Genomic DNA, 16,659 nt, shown 5'->3' with positions numbered 1-16,659 from the left:
CGGTGACGGCCACCGAGACCGAGACGGGCGTCGCGACCGGCGCCGAGGAGGACGGCCGGGCCATGATCGGCCACCGGTCGCAGACCCGGTTCGCCGACCACCCGGTGAACGACGCGATGGTCCGCCACTACTGCGCGGCCACCGAGGACCCCAACCCGCACTACTGGCGGCCGGAGACCGGAGTGACGCACTGGGGCGGGACGGTGAGCCCGCCCGGCCTGCTGACCACCTGGCTGATGCCCCTGCAGTGGACCCCGGAGCGCGGTCACGCCTGCGGCTCCGGCAACCTGGCCCCCCGGCTGCCGTTGCCCGGCACGTCCATGATCAACGTCGCCACCGACACGACGTTCTTCCGGCCGATCTACCAGGGCGTCCGGCTCAACGCCACCGAGGAGGTCGTGGACGTCTCCGAGACCAAGCGGACCCGGCTCGGCACCGGCAACTTCGTCACCACGCTGGTGGTCTACCGCGACGAGGCGGGCGAGCGGGTCGCCGAGAGCCGCAACACGCTGTTCCGCTTCACCCCGGTGGAGGAGGCATGACCCGCAGGTTGTGGAAGGACGTGCGGGAAGGTGAGCGGCTGCCCGCGCTGGAGGTCGCCATGCCGTTCCGTCGGGTGATCCTCAACACCGCCGTGACCTGGGACTACTTCCCCGGGCACCATGATCCCGACTACGCGCGCGGCCAGGGCATCTCGTCGATCTACGCCAACACGATCCTGCTGCAGGGGCTGATGGACCGGTTCGTCACCGGCTGGAGCGGCCCGGACGCCTTCATCGTCCGGCGGCGGCTGACCATGAAGCGCCCGATCGTCGCCGGCGACACGGTGACCGCCCGCGGCACGGTGACCGGGGTGCGCCGCAGCTCGGACGTCGGCCTGGTGGAGATCGAATCCGCCCTGGGCGACCCGGACGACGAGCGCTGCGCCGCCCGGCACACCCTCTGGCTGCCCGACGGCGCCGAACGCTACCTGGACGTGGCGGACCGGATCGGAGCACTCCATGGGACATGAGCTGTATCCGGACGCGGTCTACCGCGCCGGGCTGAAGGACGGCGAGCTGCGCTACCAGCGCTGCGACGGCTGCGGACGGGCGGTCTTCGCCCCGCGGGTGGCGTGCCCGGGCTGCTTCGGCACGGACCTCACCTGGCAGGTGAGCGCCGGCCGCGGCGTCGTCTACGCCGCCACCACCGTCTACAAGCGCGACGGCTCCTACAACGTCGCCCTGATCGACCTCGCGGAGGGGTTCCGGATGATGAGCACCGTGGAGGGGCATCCCAGCGCGGTGATACCGATCGGGCTGCCCGTCCGGTGCGTGGTGCGCGGCGGCGAGGTGCCGGTGTTCGAGGTGTGCGATGACTGACCGGTTGCGCGGCAACGCCGCCATCGTGGGAGTCGCCGAGGCGGGAGTGGGCCACGTCGGAGGCGGCGTGCAGCCGCTCGACCTGATGGCGGAGGCGACACGGGGCGCGCTCGACGACGCGGGGCTGCGCCTGTCGGACGTGGACGCGCTGTTCACCGCCTCGTCCTACTATCCGATGGGCGCGCTCAACGTCGCCGAGTACCTCGGCATCCGGCCCGCCTACACCGACGGCACCAACGTCGGCGGCAGCTCCTTCATCGCCCACCTCGGCCACGCGATGGCAGCCGTCGAGGCCGGGCGCTGCGAGGTCGCGCTGATCTGCTACGGCAGCACCCAGCGCTCCGACGGAGGTCTGGTGACGATCGCCGAGCCGTCCCCCTACGAGCGCGACTTCCGGCCGCGCCTGCCGTTGAGCGCCTACGCCCTCGCCGCGGCCCGCCACATGCACGAGTACGGCACCACCCGCGAGCAGCTCGCCGGAGTGGCGGTGGCGGCGCGCGAGTGGGCCAGGCTCAACCCGGCGGCGTACGCGCGCGACCCGCTGACCGTGGCGGACGTGCTGGAGTCGCGGATGATCTCCAGCCCGCTCACCCTGCTGGACTGCTGCCTGGTCACCGACGGGGCGGCCGCCGTGGTGGTGACCCGCGCGGACCGGGCGGCCGACTCGCCGAAGCCGGGCGTGTTCGTCCTGGGAGCTGGAGAGGCGCACTGGCACAGGACCATCTCCCAGATGCCCGACCTGACCGTGACGGCCGCCGCCGACTCCGGCGCGCGCGCCTTCGCGATGGCCGGGCTCGGGCCGTCCGACATGGACCTGCTCATGCTGTACGACGCCTTCACCGTCAACACCGTGCTCTTCCTGGAGGACCTGGGGTTCTGCGCGAAGGGCGAGGGCGGGCCGTTCGTGGAGAGCGGCGCGATCCGGCCCGGCGGCACGCTTCCGGTCAACACCAACGGCGGCGGCCTCTCTTACGGACATCCAGGGATGTATGGGATGTTTCTCATCGTGGAGGCGGTACGGCAACTACGCGGCGAGGCGGGCGCACGGCAGGTGCCCGGGCCGCAGACCGCGCTCGTGCACGGCAACGGCGGCGTGCTGTCCCACCAGGCCACGGCCGTCCTCGGCACCGCCGCGACCCTCTAGGAGCCCTGATGATCGACAAGAGGGTCGCCACGGTGGAGGAGGCGGTGGCCGGGATCCGCGACGGCGCCACGCTGCTCGTCGGCGGGTTCGGCAGCTCGGGCATCCCGGCCGAGCTGGTCCACGCCGTGCTGGACCTGGGCGTGCGCGATCTGACCCTGGTCAACAACAACGCCGGCAGCGGGGAGACCGACATCGCGGCGCTGATCAGGGAACGCCGGATCCGCAAGATCATCTGCTCGTACCCCCGGGCGATCGGATCCGTGTGGTTCCAGAAGCGCTGGGAGGCCGGCGAGATCGAGCTGGAGCTCGTGCCGCAGGGCACGCTGAGCGAGCGGCTGCGTGCGGCCGGCGCCGGGATCGGCGGGTTCTACACGCCGACCGGCGCGGACTCCCAGCTCGCCGAGGGCAAGGAGACCAGGATGATCGACGGCCGCCTGCACGTCCTGGAGTCGCCGCTGCGCGGTGACGTGGCGCTGATCAAAGCGGATCGCGCCGACCGGTGGGGCAACCTCACCTACCACAGCGCCGCCAGGAACTTCGGCCCCACGATGGCCACCGCGGCGGCGCTGACCGTGGTCCAGGTACGCGAGCTGGCGGAACTGGGCGAACTCGACCCGGAGACCGTGATCACTCCGGGGATCTTCGTCGACCGAGTGGTGGAGGTGCCGGGAGGATGAGCCGCGCAGGATGGTCGAGGGAGGACATGGCCCGCAGGGTCGCGGCCGACATCCCGGACGGCTCCTACGTCAACATCGGCGTGGGCCTGCCCGTCCTGGTGCCGGGGTTCGTCCCGTCCGACCGGGAGATCGTCTACCACAGCGAGAACGGGATCCTCGGCATGGGGCCGCCGCCCGCCCCCGGCGCGGAGGACCCCGAGCTGATCAACGCCAACAAGCAGATGGTGACGCTGGTGGCCGGCGGCGCCTACTTCCACCACACCGACGCCTTCGTGATGATGCGCGGCGGTCACATCGACATCGCCGTGCTCGGCGCCTTCCAGGTCTCCGAACGGGGCGACCTGGCCAACTGGACGACCGGTGACTCCTCGATGCCGCCCGCGGTGGGCGGGGCGATGGACCTGGCCGCGGGCGCGCGGCGGATCCTCGTGATGATGACCCACACCACCAAGGACGGCTCTCCCAAGCTGCTCCCCCGCTGCACCTATCCGCTGACCGCGGCAGGTGTCGTCGACCGGGTCTACACCGACCTCGCGGTGCTGGACGTGGGAGCGGCGGAAGGCGCCCTCGTGGTACGCGAGATCGCACCCGGCGTGACCCGCTCCGATCTGGTCGCGGCCACCGCCGCCAAGCTGGTGTTTCCCTGACGTCACCAGCGCGTTTCCCGCCATTGACATTGGCACACACTTGTATACCCTTGCATGCTAATTCCGCCCCCCTAGAAAGGGCGATCCGAAATGCGCCTGACCTTTCGTCCGACCGCGATCGCCGCCGTCGCCGTGCTGGCGGCATCCCTGACCGCCTGCGGCGGCAACTCCGGCGCGGCCTCCCAGGAGTCCCCCGACGCCTACCCCAGCGCCAAGATCCGCGTCATCGTGCCGTACGGCGCCGGCGGTGACGCCGACACGACCATGCGCGCCGTGGGCAAGTTCATGCAGAAGGAGCTCGGCCAGACCGTCGTGGTGGAGAACAAGCCGGGCGGCTCCGGCGCGGTCGGCACCACGGAGCTGATCTCCGCCAAGCCGAACGGGTACACGCTGGCGCTGATCTCGACCGGCACGCTGGTCTCCACGCCGCTGTCGAACGAGGTCGGCTACACCAAGGACGACGTCACGCCGCTCGGCGTGCTGGCCTCGCCGCCGTCGCTCCTGGTGGTCAAGAAGGACTCGCCGTACGACACGGGAGAGAAGTTCTTCGCGCACGCCAAGGCCAACCCCGGCGCGCTGAAGGTCGGTGTGCCCGGCGCCACCACCCCGCAGGGCGTGGAGCTGACCCGCCTGGCCGCGGAGTACAACGTCAAGGTCACCGCCGTGCCGTTCCCCGGCAACGCCGAGCTGACCGCCGCACTGCTGGGCGGGAACATCGACGCGTTCTGGACCACCGCGGCGCGCGGAGTCACCGACAAGGTCGAGAACGGTGACTTCCTGGCGATCGCCACCTCCCCGGAGAAGCGGGTGGCCGCGCTGCCCGACGTGCCCACCCTCGCCGAGCTGGGCTTCCCCGCGCTGACCCTGGCCACCTCCGTCCACGGTCTCGGCGCTCCCACCGGGCTGCCCGCGGCGATCGCGACCAAGATCGAGGGCGTGCTGCGCAAGGCCCAGGCCGACCCCGAGGTCCGCAAGCAGCTCGGCGACATCATCGTGACCGAGGAGTTCATCGACGGGGCCGCGCTCAAGCGCATCCTCGACGAGACCCAGGTGGCCTACGAGAAGGTCATCAAGAAGTCGTAGCCGAGCGGCACGTCGCCGCCGTGCCTTCCCCCCATCGCCGAGAGCAGGAACCAGCATGTCGCCACCTCGTACCCCACCCGGCAGGCTCTGGGCGCACCGGGCAGCCCCGCTCGCGATCATGCTCACCGGGCTGGCCGCGATCGTCATGGCGGTCGGTCTGTCCGTGGGAAACCTGACCGAGCCCGGCCCCGGCCTGTGGCCGTTCACCGCCGCCGCGGTGGTCACGATCACCGCGGCCGTCCTGGTGTTCACCGACCGCGCCGAGGACTACGAGCCGTGGACGATGGGATCGGCCAGGGTCGCGGCGGGCGTCGCCGGGCTTGGCCTGTTCATCGTGCTGTTCCAGGTGCTGGGGTTCCCGGTCGCGGCGTTCTGCGCCCTGCTGTTCTGGCTCAAGGTCTTCGGCGGCGAGCCGTGGCGGTGGGCGCTGCCGCTGGCCGCCGGCGGCGCCGTCGTGATGCACCTGCTGTTCGTGGTGGCGCTGGGCGTGCCGTTCCCGCCCGGGGTGGTGGGCTGACGTGCTCGACGGGATACTCCAGGGTTTCGCGGTCGCGGCCGACCCGATCAACCTGCTCTACGTCTTCCTCGGGGTGCTCATCGGCACCACCGTCGGCGTGCTGCCCGGCCTCGGCCCGACCGCGACCATCGCGCTGCTGCTGCCGCTGACGTACACGATCGAGCCGGCCACCGCCGTCATCATGCTCGCCGGCATCTACTACGGCTCCATGTACGGCGGGACGATCACCTCGGTCCTGCTCCGGCTCCCCGGCGAGGCCGCCGCGGTGGTCACCACCTTCGACGGCTACCAGATGGCCCGCCAGGGCCGCGCCGGGCCGGCGCTCGGCATCGCGGCGGTCGGCTCCTTCGTCGGCGGCACCCTGGCCGTCGCCGGGCTGACCCTGCTCGCGCCGCTGCTGGCCAGTGTCGCGGTGTCCTTCGGCCCGCCGGAGTACGTCGCCATCACCGTGCTCGGCATCCTGCTCGTCACCTACCTCGGCTCCGGCTCCACGTTCAAGAGCCTGTGCTCGGCCGGCCTCGGCCTGCTGCTGGCCACCATCGGCCAGGACCCGATCACCGGCACCACCCGGATGACCTTCGGCCAGGTCAGCCTGTTCGACGGGCTGGACTTCGTGGCGGTGGCCATGGGCCTGTTCGGTGTCGGCGAGATCCTGCACAGCCTGGAACGCTCGGGCAAGCTGGACGCGATCACCTCCAAGATCAAGAAGGTCTGGCCGACGAAGGCCGACTTCCGCCAGTCCTCCGGCGCCATCGCCCGGGGGTCGTTGCTCGGGTTCGTCATCGGGATCTTCCCCGGCGGTGGCGGCGTGGTGTCCTCGCTCGCCTCCTACGCGCTCGAGAAGCGCAGGGCCAAGGACCCGAGCCGGTTCGGCAAGGGCGCCATCGAGGGCGTGGCCGGGCCGGAGACGGCCAACAACGCCTCCTCGACCTCGGCTTTCATCCCCCTGCTCACCCTCGGCATCCCCGCCAACGTGGTGCTCGCGCTCATCTTCGGCGCGCTGCTGATGCAGGGCGTCACCCCCGGCCCGGAGATGATCACCGAGCGTCCCGACGTCTTCTGGGGCGTCATCGCCTCCATGTACATCGGCAACCTGATGCTGCTGGCGCTGAACATCCCGCTGGTCGGGGCGTTCGTGCGGCTGCTGCGGGTGCGTGCGGGGATCCTCGCGGCATTCGCGCTGATGCTCACCATGGCCGGGGTGTTCTCCGTCAACAACGATCCCTTCGACATGTGGGTCGTGCTGGCCTTCGGCGTGCTGGGCTGGCTGATGAAGAAGACCGGGTTCGAGCCGGGACCGCTGGTGCTGGCCTTCGTGCTCGGGCCGATCATGGAGCAGTCTTTCCGGCAGACCATGCTGCTGTCGGACGGCAGCCTCGGCATCTTCCTGCACCGGCCGGTCTCCGCTGCCGTCTTCGCGGTGGTGTGCCTGGTGCTGGTGGTGACCGTGGTCGCCGCGGTACGGCGCGGGCGCGGCCACGCGGAGCAGCCCGCCGCCGACGCCAAGGAGAAGGTGCCGACCCGCACGTGAGCCGTTCAGCCGGGACGTCCGGCGGCGGCTCTCAGGGCCCCTCGTCGCCGTACATCAGCAGCCGGACGTCCCTGGCCTTGGTCATGTGCCGCTCGGCGACCTCGGTGGCCGCCGCGGCGTCATGGCGCTCGATGGCGGCCACGAGCTCGGCGTGCTCGCGCAGGGCCTCCTCCCAGCGCCCGGGATGGCTCAGCGTCGTCGACGGGTAGCGGATCAGGTGGTCGTTGAGCCTGGTGAGCAGGTCCAGGAGCGTGGCGTTGTGGCTGGCGGCCCAGACCGCCTCGTGGAAGCGGCGGTTGGCGTCGGCCATCGCCCGCGGGTCGTCCGTGTCGGCCTCCGCCATCCGCTCGGCCGTACGGCGCAGCTTGGCCAGGTCGAGCGCGGTGCGCCGCTCGGCCGCGCCGCGGGCCGCCATGCCCTCCAGGGAGATGCGGACCTCGTAGATCTCCAAGATCTCCTCGGGGCTGCGCGCGCGGACCCGCATGCTGCGGTCCGCCCGCACCACCAAACCGTCCTGCTCCAGTCTGCGCAGCGCCTCGCGGATCGGCGTGCGGCTGGTCCCGTACTTCGCGGCCAGAGTGATCTCCACCAGCGGCGTCTCGGCGGCGAGCGCGCCCGACACGATGTCGTCGCGCATGCGCTGGTAGACGTCCGATCTCACATGGCCTCCCTTTCTCGAGCCGGAGACGGATGATCAAAAAGAATCATGAAAGAAGGCTATCCATGGGAACGCTACTCCGGCCGCAAGTCCGCCCACACAGGGGATGGACGTACTCATCGCTCTTCCGGGACGAGGCTCTCGACGGCTCACGTGCGGAACCCGCGCAGCCGTGGCCGCCTGCCCTGCAGAGGCCTGCTCGGCGGCAGGCGCGGGGGTCACTCGGTCGGGTCGTCGAGGAGGCGGAGGTCTGACGGGCCGATCGTGGCGGTGGCCAGCAGGGCGGTGATCAGGTTGTGGTTGAGCGCGTTGCCCAGCGGCGGCGGGATCTCCTCCTCCAGGAGCCCGGACACCCTGGCGCTGAGCCGCCTGCGCGTCTGGGTGACGATGTGGGCGGCGCGTTTGGCGGTCCAGCGTTCGCCGGGGCGCAGGCGGGAGAGCTCGTCGGCGACCTGGGCCCAGGGCAGCGGCTGCGGCCACGGGTCGGGCCGGAGATAGCGCTGGCCGAGGCAGACCAGGACGAGGCGTTCGAGCGGGCTCAGCGGCCATCCGGCCGGCTCGCGGGTGTCGGCCTCCCGTCGGTCCTCCGGGCCGGGGGGCGGCGCGTTCCTGACGACCCGTACTTCCAGCAGGTGTTCCTGCTCGGGGGCGACGATGAACAGCGGTGTGTACGCCACCGGCAGCGTCGTACGGTGCCCGGTGAGCACCAGCTGCCCGCCCGGCAGGCGGATGGGGAGTTTGCCGAGGTTGTACAGGGCCCATCGCCCGGCTTCGCAGGTGAGGTGGCCGTGCCGCCGGCTGACGTAAGGGTCGTTGGGGCCGACGCAGACGTGGACGTCCGGCTCGCAGCGCCCGAACACCACGTCGAAGCCGGCATCGGGCGCGACGCGGATGCCGCCATGGGCGCCCTGGACGTACAGGGTGCCGGGCACGGCCGGGGGAAGCCCGTCCGCGAGGGAGCCCTTGGGCAGGAACTCCACCTTGGTCGGGGGTCTGCGCGTCGTCCGTGTCATGCCGCCGATCCTCCCCACACGGCGCCGGATGTCAACGGTAGCCGCCGGCTTCCGGGAGGGCTCCCGATCCTCTACCGAAGGTTATTCTGTCGTAGTTACCGGCAAGTAGGACTGTGGGAGATCCACGGCGTGCAATGAGAATGACCGCATGGTTGACTTCACGCCGCTGACGACCGGTGACCCTCAGGAGTTAGGTGGCCTGGAGCTCATCGGGAGGCTCGGCCAGGGCGGGCAGGGCGTCGTCTACCTTGCCCGCACCCCCATGGGCACGCACGTGGCCGTCAAGTGGCTGAGCCCGTCCGGCGACGAGGAGATCGCCGAACGCTTCCTGCAGGAGGCGGAGGTCGCCCGCCGGGTGGCGCCGTTCTGCACCGCGACCGTGCTCGGCACCGGCGTCGACGGCGGCCGCCCGTACATCGTCAGCGAGTACGTCGAGGGCCGTTCGCTGGAGCGGGTCGTCAGGGAAGGCGGCCCGCTCGCTGGCGCCGACCTGGAGCGGCTGGCCATCGGCACCGCCACCGCGCTCGCCGCCATCCACGAGGCCCACGTGGTGCACCGCGATTTCAAGCCGGGCAACGTCATCATGGGCACCGGCGGCCCACGGGTGATCGACTTCGGGATCGCGCGCACGCTCGGCCCGGCCACCATGACGAGCAGCACGCAGATCGGCACGCCCGCGTACATGGCTCCCGAGCAGATCATGGGGCACGGGCTCGGGCCCGCGGCCGACATGTTCTCGTGGGCCGGCACGATGGTCTTCGCGTCCTGCGGACGGGCGCCGTTCGGCACCGGCGTGACCCACGCGGTGATGAACCGGGTGCTCAGCGAGCCGCCCGATCTGGGCGAGCTCGACGGACGGCTGCGCGAGGTGGTCGAGCAGTGCCTGGACAAGGATCCGGCGCGGCGGCCGACCGCCATGGAGGCGATCAGCCGCCTGCTGCGCAACCCGGCGCCCGGCGCCGACCCGCTGGTGGAGGGCACCAGACAGGCCGCCCCGAAGGACGCCCAGCACACCGGCGGGCCGTCGCGCCGGCCCGTGCTCATCGGCGCGGGGGTGGTGACCGCGGCCGTCGTCGTGGCGGCCGGGATCGCCGTGCCCACCCGGCTGTGGTCGAGCACGCCGCCGCCGGTCGCCGCCGAGTCCGGCGCCCCGCCGTCGCGGCCGACGACTCCGGCCGCGCCCGCCACGCCCGTCAAGGCCACGCTGCCCGGCGGCGACGTCACGATCTACGAGCGTTCGTCCGACCCGATCAAGCTGACGGCGTACGAGATGTACGACAAGAAACTCGACGAGGACGTCGACTACGCCCGGCAGTCGCTGCAGGGCGAGTTCGTCCGGTATCCGGGCAACCTGGAGTCGCTGGTCTCCCCCAACGGCCGCTACCTCGCGGGACGGCCGCACGACTACACCTCCGACGGCTACGACTCGATCCTCATCACCGACCGCCAGGCCGGCGTGAGTTTCCGGGTCAAGACCGTGCGCAAACCGCTGGACACCAGCGTCCGCACCTGGTCGAAGGACAGCTCGAAGATCCTGCTCAACCTCAACGAGCGCATCGAGGACGACAAGGGCAAGGAAAGCTGGATCTCCGTCGGCTTCGCCGTCGTGGACGTCGCCACCAGCGACGTGGCCCAGAGCAAGGTACGCGTGGTCGACGTGAACGACGCGTCCATCCGCGACAGCGACTTCGGCTGGGACGCCGCCGAGCAGGGCGTGGTCATCGACTACGGCAAGGACGAGGGGCTGCGCTTCTTCGACGCCTCCGGCAAGGCCACGCGTGACCTGCCGGGCGTGGGGCCGCTGGCGTCCGGCACGATCGACATCTTCTCGCCGTCGGGGAAGACGTTCGTGACCGACTGCCCCGACGGCGGCGACGGCCACCACTGCCTCTGGGACGCCGCCACCGGCAAGCAGGTGCGCCGGTTCTCCTCCGACTGCGACAAGGTCCTCGGCTGGTACGGCGAGTCGCACCTGTACTGCTGGGAACAGGACAACAACCCGAAGGACGAGATCCGCGTCGTGGCGTTCGACGGCAAGCTGATGGACAAGCTGCTGGAGGCCGACGACGACGCCGACATCACGCCGGTCTACACGAACAACCCCGCCAACTAGCGGGAGGCGGACATGAGCGCAGGCCGCAGCGCCGTCGTCATCCCGGGCGGGCGGTACGGTCCGCAGGCCGGGCTGCTCGCCTACGTCGGCGAAGCGGCCCGCCGCCGCGACGCCGCCGTGGAGCTGGTCTCCTGGCGGCCGCCGGAGGACCTGGTCGTGGCGGAGGCGACGCCCTGGGTCAGCGGCCAGGTGACGCCCCTGGTGGAGGGGCTGGACCGGCCGGTGCTGATCGGCAAGTCGCTCGGCTCGTTCGGGGCCGCTGTCGCGGCCGATCGGCGGCTGGCGGGCATCTGGCTGACGCCGCTGCTCACCGTGCCCGCGTGCGTGGCGGCGCTGCGCCGGGCGAGCGAGCCGTTCCTGCTGGTCGGCGGCACTGCCGACGGCTTCTGGGACGGCGCGCTGGCGCGGGAGCTGACGCCGCACGTCGTCGAGGTCGACGGCGCCGACCACGGCATGCAGGTGCCGGGGCCGCTGCGCCGGACGGCAGAGGTGCTCGGCGACGTGACGACGGCCGTCGAGGCTTTCCTCGACGGCGTCGTCTGGCCGCCGGGAGCGGCGTAACGGTCAGCGGTGGAGGGCGTCGGGGGCGTCGTCCTCGACCAGGAAGCCGCCCGACTGGTGATGCCACAGGCGGGCGTAGGGGCCCTCGGCCTTGAGCAGCTCGCTGTGGGTGCCCTGCTCCACGATGTGTCCGCGGTTGAGCACGACCAGGCGGTCCATCCGGACGACGGTGCTCAGCCGGTGGGCCACCACGATCGCGGTGCGGTCCTGCATCAGCTGCCACAGGGCCTCCTGGACGAGGAGCTCGCTCTCGGAGTCGAGGGCGCTGGTCGCCTCGTCCAGCAGCAGGACCGGGGCGTCGCGCAGGATGGCGCGGGCGAGCGCGAGGCGCTGGCGCTGGCCGCCGGAGAGCTTGACGCCGCGCTCGCCGACCAGGGTGTCGAAGCCGTCCGGCAGGGACTCGGCGAACTCCGTCACGTGCGCCGCCCGCGCCGCCCTGAGGATGTCGTCGTCGGTGGCTCCCGGCCGGGCGAACGCGATGTTGTCACGCAGCGACCGGTGGAACATGGCCGGCTCCTGCGGGACGTACGCGATGAGGCTGCGCAGGTCGGCCTGGCGCAGCCGGGTGATGTCCTGGCCGCCGATCAGGATGCGGCCGCCGTCGATGTCCATCAGCCGCAGCAGCAGCCGGGTGAGCGTGGTCTTGCCGCCGCCGGACTGGCCGACCAGGCCGACCTTGGCGCCGCTGGGGATGTCGAGGTCGAGGCCCCGGAACAGCGGCCGGCCGTCGGTGTAGGAGAAACGCACCCGCTCGAAGCGGACGCCCGCGTCGGCCGGGCGCAGCGGCTGCGGATCGGCCGGGTCGGTCACGGACGGCGGCACGAGCAGCAGCTCGGTGAACTGGGCCGCCTCCGTGAGCACGGTCTCCATGCGCCGGTAGATCTGGTTGAACTCGAACATCATGCCGATGGCGTTCGTGTAGTAGGTGAACGTCACCACGATGGCCTCCACGCCGAGACCGCCGCGCAGCGCGACGGCCAGCAGCAGGCCCACGGCGCTGGTGAGCACCGACATCGGGGCGACGACGGTGTCGACGCGGAGGTTGCCGTAGTCCCACGAGCGCAGCGAGAGCCTGCTCGCCTCGGCCATCCTGACGCGGTTCTCGGCGGCTTCGCGATCCTCGGCGGCGAAGGCGCGCACGGTGTCCATGTTGGCCAGCACGTCGGCGACGTGGCCGGACACCCGGACCCTGGCGGCCTCACGCTGGTCGACCAGCGCCTGGCGGCGGCGGATGAGCGGGGCGACGAGAAGGCCGGTGACGATGATGAGGCCCACCAGGACGAGCACCAGCAGCGGGTGGTACTGCCACAGCACCACCGAGGCGAAGAGCAGCGGCACCAGCTTGGCCATGATCGAGAACGCGACCGTGTCGACGAAGTCCTCGAACCGGCCGGAGAAGCCCAGCACGCGCTTGGTCAGCGAGCCCGCGAAGTTGTCGTGGAAGAACGCGGCGTCCTTCGTCAGCAGCTCTTCCATGCCGACCACGCCGAGCCGCTCGATGCCGCGGGCGTCCGTACGGTTGAGGAAGTGCAGCCCCAGCCGCCACAACACCTCGCCCGCCAGCAGCATCGCGGCGAAGGCGAGCACGAAGGGCAGCAGCGTGGCGACGGTGCCGTCGCCGCCGCCGGCCAGATGGCCCACCAGCCCGGCCACCGCCAGCGGCGCCAGGTAGAACAGGCAGATGTTGCCCATCGCCGGCAACGTCAGCGCGGGCGCCGCGACCGGCCACTGGCGCTTCAGCTCACCGCAGTAGTGGCGCAGCGCCAGCAGAACCGCCGATTTCCGTGGTGTTGTACCTTCTTGGGAGCCCTCGCCCGACGCGAGCACAGTCATCCGTCCTCCCCCGAACGCCGACACCCACCGTGGCCATGCTGCCGCAGGACGTGAGTCCGGAGCCAACGATTTTCCGGCCGAGCGGCCCGGCGCGGCGGCCCGGCGCCGCCGCGCCGGGGGTGGTCAGCGCAGCACCGTCGTGACCTGGTTGCCGGGGTGGTCCTCCAGCGCGGCCGCCACCTTGCTGGTCGAACGGGACACTGACGGGTGTGGTGTTTTTCGCGAACCGGTTTCGGTCAACGGGCCCGGGACCGTAGGCTGGCGTCCCCATGACCCCACCTACCTCTTCATCTCCATGAGCCAACAGCCGATCCGCATCCTGTTCGTCGGAGGTCACGGCAGGTCGGGCAGCACGCTGGTCTCCCGGGCCCTCGGCGCCGCCGAGGGCGCCGCCTGCGTGGGCGAGCTGCGCTACCTGTGGACGCAGGGCGTCACCAAGAACCAGCTCTGCGGGTGCAGCACGCGCTTTCGCCGCTGCCCGTTCTGGAAGGCCGTCGGCCGGGCCGCGTTCGGTGGCTGGCGGAACGTGGACGCCCGCGAGATGGCCCGGGTGCACCGCTCCGTCATGCGCATCCGGCACGCCCCGCGCCACGTGCTGCCCGGTGTCTCCGGCGGCTTCGGCCGCGACGTCCAGACGTACGCCGAGACCATGGCCAAGGTCTACCGCGGGATCGCCGAGGTGAGCCAGAGCCCGGTGATCGTCGACTCCTCCAAGTTCCCCACCTCGGCGCTGCTGCTGCGCCGGGTGCCCGGCATCGAGCTGCGCATCGTCCAGCTCGTCCGCGGCCCGCACGGCGTCGTGCACTCCTGGTCGCGGCAGGTCCACCGCGCCGACAAGGGCGGGCGGCTGATGGCCACCCACTCCCCGGCGCAGACCGCCGCCGAGTGGCTGGCCTTCAACGCCGTCATCGAGTCCTTCCGCCTGACCCGCACCCCGTGGACCCTCATGCGGTACGAGGACTTCGTCGACCAGCCCCGCGAGGAGCTGTCGAGGGTGCTGGAGTTCGCCGGGCTGCCCTCGGCCGACCTGCCGTTCCTCGGCGACGGCACGATCGACCTGCCCGTCGACCACAGCGTGGCGGGCAACCCGATGCGCATCCGTACGGGCGAGGTGCCGCTCAGGGCGGACGAGGAGTGGCGGACGGTGATGGGCCCGGGCCGCCGCCGTATGATCACCGCCTTCACCGCCCCAGGCATGCTCCGCTACGGCTACCCGCTGCGCTGACGGGCCGGCCCGCGTCAGGCCGGCTCGTGTCCGGCATCCGTACGGACGGCCCCCGCACCACCTGTCCGGGCGTCCCGACCAGGCAAGGTCGGCGGGAGCGTGGGCAGCGCCCGCGCAACCGCAGCCGGGCCAGGGCGTACCCGGCCGTCGAGTCCAGCGGCACCCGCCCCGGCGTGACCACCACGGTGCCCGGCGGCGGGCCGGTCAGAGCGGCATGGCCGTGCGAGGCGCTCCGCCGCCGGGTACGTGACCTCCTGCCAACCGCCGTGAACCCGCGAGGGAGCTGTCGCGTGACCCCATCCGGCAAGGTCCTCCACGTCATCGTCTGCGCCGCGGGGCCCGCCTCCGCAGTCGGCCGCCTCGTCACCCTGGCCCAGGACGCCGGCTGGACCGTCCAGGTCGTCGCCACCCCGTCGGCCCTCGACTTCGTCGACGTCGCCGACCTGGAGCGGCGGACCGGCCGGCCCGTCCGCAGCCGCTACCGCAAGCCGCACGAGCCGAAGCCGCCGCGCGCCGACGCCATCATCGTCGCCCCGGCCACGTACAACACCGTCAACAAGTTCGCCCAGGGCATCGCCGACACCTACGCGCTCGGCCTGCTCGCCGAGGCGCCGGGGCTCGGCATCCCGGTCGTCGTCCTGCCGTTCGTCAACACCGCCCTGGCCGCCCGCGTCCCCTTCCGGCAGAGCGTCGACCGCCTCCGCGCCGAAGGCGTACACGTCCTGCTCGGCCCCGGCCAGTACGAGCCCCGCCCGCCCAGCACGGACCCCGACGCCGCCGACGCCTACCCCTGGGCTCTCACCCTGGAGAACCTGCCGTAGGACGTCGGCCACCCGCTCGTGGTCACCGGACCGCAGCTCCACAGTGGAACGTCACGCGACGGGGACGCGTTTCCAGTCGGGGCGGTCGAAGTAGGCGCGGGTCTCCCGGACGACGAGGCCGGACAGCATGATGAGGCCGATGAGGTTGGGCAGCGCCATGAGCCCGTTCATGATGTCGGAGAACGTCCACACGGTCTCCAGCTCCAGCACCGTGCCGACGAAGATGAGCACGATGAACACCAGCCGGTACGGCGTCACGGACACGCGGCCGAAGAGGCGGTCCATGCAGCGCTCCCCGTAGTAGGCCCAGCCGAGCAGCGTGGAGAAGGCGAAGAAGATCAGGCCCAGGGTGACGACGAGGCCGCCCCACTGACCGGGCAGGCCGCGGCTGAACGCGAGGGCGGTGAGCGGGGCGCCGTTCGTGCCGCTCTGCCAAGCGCCGGTGACGACGATCGCCAGGCCGGTCATGCTGACGACGACGAGCGTGTCGATGAACGTCTGGGTCATCGACACGAGCGCCTGCCGCGCCGGCTCGGTGGTCTTGGCGGCCGCCGCCGCGATGCCGCCGGTGCCGAGGCCGGACTCGTTGGAGAAGATGCCGCGCGACACGCCGTACCGGATCGCCAGCAGGACGCCGGCGCCGGCGAATCCGCCGGTCGCCGCGGTGCCGGTGAAGGCGTCACTGATGATGGTCTCCAGCGCGCCCGGCAGGTTCTCGATGTTGGCGATGATGACCCACAGGGCCCCGAGGACGTAGAAGACGATCATCACGGGCACGAACGCGCTGGTGACCGCGCCGATGCTCTTGATGCCGCCCAGGATGACGGTGGCGGCGAGCACGGTGATGACCAGACCGGTCAGCCACACGGGCACGTTCCACTGCGCGTCGATGGCGTCGGCCACGCTGTTGGACTGCACCATGTTGCCGATGCCGAACGCCGCGAGCGCGCCGAAGACCGCGAACAGCACCCCCAGGGTCGCGCCGAGCCTGCCGCCCACCCCGTACGTCAGGTAGAACATCGGACCGCCGCTCTGCTCGCCCTTGGCATCGGCGCGGCGGAACCGTACGCCGAGGAACGCCTCGGTGTACTTGGTGGCCATGCCCACGAGGCCGGTGGCCCACATCCAGAAGACGGCGCCGGGCCCGCCGAAGTGGATGGCCGTGGCGACGCCGGCGATGTTGCCGACGCCCACGGTGGCCGCCAGGGCCGTGGACAGCGCCTGGTAGTGGGTGATGTCCCCTTCGCCGGTGGGATCTTTGCGCTTGATGAGCGCGAGCCACAGGGCGTAGAAGAGCTTGCTGAACTGCAGGCCGCGCAGCAGGACCGTGAGATAGAGCCCCGTCAGCAGGAGCAGCGGGATCAGCAGGAACGGGCCCCAGACGAAGCCCGAGATCGTCGACAGGATCTCCTGCACGCAAACTCCCCTGGTCGCGGGCGATGGTCGGCATTCGGAACCTTCCATGCCCGCTGCCA

The 16,659-nt window shown here is 71.5% G+C and carries 17 protein-coding genes; 13 read left to right on the top strand and 4 right to left on the bottom strand.

Annotated features, from left to right (window positions below; all coding sequences use genetic code 11):
* The first annotated feature begins 2 nt into the window (after positions 1-2).
* The 9 genes from ACIBP6_RS33380 (at position 3) to ACIBP6_RS33340 (ending at position 6,960) form a co-directional block, all read left to right on the top strand.
* Entirely contained in the window at positions 3-542 is a 540-nt protein-coding gene (locus ACIBP6_RS33380) for an FAS1-like dehydratase domain-containing protein (protein WP_397057803.1), read from the top strand.
* Positions 539-1,012, top strand: coding sequence for a hypothetical protein (locus ACIBP6_RS33375; RefSeq protein ID WP_397057802.1), 474 nt, complete (start codon positions 539-541; stop codon positions 1,010-1,012). Before ACIBP6_RS33380 ends, ACIBP6_RS33375 begins: the two co-directional genes overlap by 4 nt.
* On the top strand, positions 1,002-1,361 hold the full coding sequence (locus tag ACIBP6_RS33370; protein ID WP_397057801.1) for a Zn-ribbon domain-containing OB-fold protein: 360 nt from the start codon (positions 1,002-1,004) through the stop codon (positions 1,359-1,361). Before ACIBP6_RS33375 ends, ACIBP6_RS33370 begins: the two co-directional genes overlap by 11 nt.
* On the top strand, positions 1,354-2,505 hold the full coding sequence (locus ACIBP6_RS33365) for an acetyl-CoA acetyltransferase (RefSeq protein WP_397057800.1): 1,152 nt from the start codon (positions 1,354-1,356) through the stop codon (positions 2,503-2,505). The genes ACIBP6_RS33370 and ACIBP6_RS33365 overlap by 8 nt, the downstream gene beginning before the upstream one ends.
* 8 nt (positions 2,506-2,513) lie before the next feature.
* Complete coding sequence (locus tag ACIBP6_RS33360) at positions 2,514-3,182, top strand: 3-oxoacid CoA-transferase subunit A (RefSeq protein ID WP_397057799.1); 669 nt, start codon at positions 2,514-2,516, stop codon at positions 3,180-3,182.
* Positions 3,179-3,829, top strand: a complete 651-nt coding sequence (locus tag ACIBP6_RS33355) for a 3-oxoacid CoA-transferase subunit B (RefSeq protein WP_397057798.1) — start codon at positions 3,179-3,181, stop codon at positions 3,827-3,829. Before ACIBP6_RS33360 ends, ACIBP6_RS33355 begins: the two co-directional genes overlap by 4 nt.
* Before the next feature lie 90 nt (positions 3,830-3,919).
* Positions 3,920-4,912 (top strand): tripartite tricarboxylate transporter substrate binding protein, encoded by a 993-nt coding sequence (locus tag ACIBP6_RS33350; RefSeq protein WP_397057797.1) that lies wholly within the window; start codon positions 3,920-3,922, stop codon positions 4,910-4,912.
* Positions 4,913-4,967: 55 nt separating this feature from the next.
* Complete coding sequence (locus tag ACIBP6_RS33345) at positions 4,968-5,429, top strand: tripartite tricarboxylate transporter TctB family protein (RefSeq protein ID WP_397057796.1); 462 nt, start codon at positions 4,968-4,970, stop codon at positions 5,427-5,429.
* Position 5,430: 1 nt separating this feature from the next.
* Positions 5,431-6,960 (top strand): tripartite tricarboxylate transporter permease, encoded by a 1,530-nt coding sequence (locus ACIBP6_RS33340; RefSeq protein WP_397057795.1) that lies wholly within the window; start codon positions 5,431-5,433, stop codon positions 6,958-6,960.
* A gap of 31 nt (positions 6,961-6,991) precedes the next feature.
* Here the strand turns inward: ACIBP6_RS33340 and ACIBP6_RS33335 are convergent, their stop codons facing one another.
* Positions 6,992-7,621 carry a GntR family transcriptional regulator gene (locus ACIBP6_RS33335; RefSeq protein WP_397057794.1) on the bottom strand — a complete coding sequence of 210 codons (630 nt, stop codon included), beginning with the start codon at positions 7,619-7,621 and terminating at the stop codon, positions 6,992-6,994.
* Between the two features lie 215 nt (positions 7,622-7,836).
* Positions 7,837-8,631 carry a hypothetical protein gene (locus ACIBP6_RS33330; protein WP_397057793.1) on the bottom strand — a complete coding sequence of 265 codons (795 nt, stop codon included), beginning with the start codon at positions 8,629-8,631 and terminating at the stop codon, positions 7,837-7,839.
* A 148-nt stretch (positions 8,632-8,779) separates the two neighbouring features.
* Between ACIBP6_RS33330 and ACIBP6_RS33325 the strand changes: the two genes are divergently transcribed.
* Positions 8,780-10,744, top strand: a complete 1,965-nt coding sequence (locus ACIBP6_RS33325) for a serine/threonine protein kinase (protein WP_397057792.1) — start codon at positions 8,780-8,782, stop codon at positions 10,742-10,744.
* Between the two features lie 12 nt (positions 10,745-10,756).
* On the top strand, positions 10,757-11,305 hold the full coding sequence (locus ACIBP6_RS33320) for a hypothetical protein (protein ID WP_397057791.1): 549 nt from the start codon (positions 10,757-10,759) through the stop codon (positions 11,303-11,305).
* A 3-nt stretch (positions 11,306-11,308) separates the two neighbouring features.
* Here ACIBP6_RS33320 and ACIBP6_RS33315 read toward each other — a convergent pair whose 3' ends face one another.
* The gene (locus tag ACIBP6_RS33315; RefSeq protein WP_397057790.1) at positions 11,309-13,138 is read right to left on the bottom strand and encodes an ABC transporter ATP-binding protein; all 1,830 of its coding nucleotides are present in this window, start codon (positions 13,136-13,138) and stop codon (positions 11,309-11,311) included.
* Between the two features lie 295 nt (positions 13,139-13,433).
* Here ACIBP6_RS33315 and ACIBP6_RS33310 point away from each other — a divergent pair, with 295 nt between their 5' ends.
* Together ACIBP6_RS33310 and ACIBP6_RS33305 are read left to right on the top strand one after the other, a co-directional pair.
* Positions 13,434-14,363, top strand: coding sequence for a sulfotransferase (locus ACIBP6_RS33310; RefSeq protein WP_165969518.1), 930 nt, complete (start codon positions 13,434-13,436; stop codon positions 14,361-14,363).
* A 290-nt stretch (positions 14,364-14,653) separates the two neighbouring features.
* Entirely contained in the window at positions 14,654-15,184 is a 531-nt protein-coding gene (locus ACIBP6_RS33305; RefSeq protein WP_397057789.1) for a flavoprotein, read from the top strand.
* A gap of 51 nt (positions 15,185-15,235) precedes the next feature.
* Here ACIBP6_RS33305 and ACIBP6_RS33300 read toward each other — a convergent pair whose 3' ends face one another.
* A complete protein-coding gene (locus ACIBP6_RS33300) occupies positions 15,236-16,600 on the bottom strand; it encodes an alanine/glycine:cation symporter family protein (RefSeq protein WP_397057788.1) in 1,365 nt (454 codons plus the stop codon).
* Positions 16,601-16,659 lie beyond the last annotated feature (59 nt).

Source organism: Nonomuraea terrae, assembly GCF_044465245.1.
Classification (GTDB): Bacteria; Actinomycetota; Actinomycetes; order Streptosporangiales; family Streptosporangiaceae; genus Nonomuraea; species Nonomuraea terrae.
This window is presented reverse-complemented; position numbering and strand designations above follow the sequence as displayed.

What these genes read in the sequence shown, in the direction of transcription:
- ACIBP6_RS33355 (WP_397057798.1), top strand. Translation starts at nt 3,179, where the DNA reads ATGAGCCGCGCAGGATGGTCGAGGGAGGACATGGCCCGCAGGGTCGCG.
- ACIBP6_RS33330 (WP_397057793.1), bottom strand. Translation starts at nt 8,631, where the DNA reads ATGACACGGACGACGCGCAGACCCCCGACCAAGGTGGAGTTCCTGCCC.
- ACIBP6_RS33345 (WP_397057796.1), top strand. Translation starts at nt 4,968, where the DNA reads ATGTCGCCACCTCGTACCCCACCCGGCAGGCTCTGGGCGCACCGGGCA.
- ACIBP6_RS33310 (WP_165969518.1), top strand. Translation starts at nt 13,434, where the DNA reads ATGAGCCAACAGCCGATCCGCATCCTGTTCGTCGGAGGTCACGGCAGG.
- ACIBP6_RS33365 (WP_397057800.1), top strand. Translation starts at nt 1,354, where the DNA reads ATGACTGACCGGTTGCGCGGCAACGCCGCCATCGTGGGAGTCGCCGAG.
- ACIBP6_RS33315 (WP_397057790.1), bottom strand. Translation starts at nt 13,138, where the DNA reads ATGACTGTGCTCGCGTCGGGCGAGGGCTCCCAAGAAGGTACAACACCA.
- ACIBP6_RS33350 (WP_397057797.1), top strand. Translation starts at nt 3,920, where the DNA reads ATGCGCCTGACCTTTCGTCCGACCGCGATCGCCGCCGTCGCCGTGCTG.
- ACIBP6_RS33370 (WP_397057801.1), top strand. Translation starts at nt 1,002, where the DNA reads ATGGGACATGAGCTGTATCCGGACGCGGTCTACCGCGCCGGGCTGAAG.
- ACIBP6_RS33320 (WP_397057791.1), top strand. Translation starts at nt 10,757, where the DNA reads ATGAGCGCAGGCCGCAGCGCCGTCGTCATCCCGGGCGGGCGGTACGGT.
- ACIBP6_RS33375 (WP_397057802.1), top strand. Translation starts at nt 539, where the DNA reads ATGACCCGCAGGTTGTGGAAGGACGTGCGGGAAGGTGAGCGGCTGCCC.
- ACIBP6_RS33325 (WP_397057792.1), top strand. Translation starts at nt 8,780, where the DNA reads ATGGTTGACTTCACGCCGCTGACGACCGGTGACCCTCAGGAGTTAGGT.
- ACIBP6_RS33360 (WP_397057799.1), top strand. Translation starts at nt 2,514, where the DNA reads ATGATCGACAAGAGGGTCGCCACGGTGGAGGAGGCGGTGGCCGGGATC.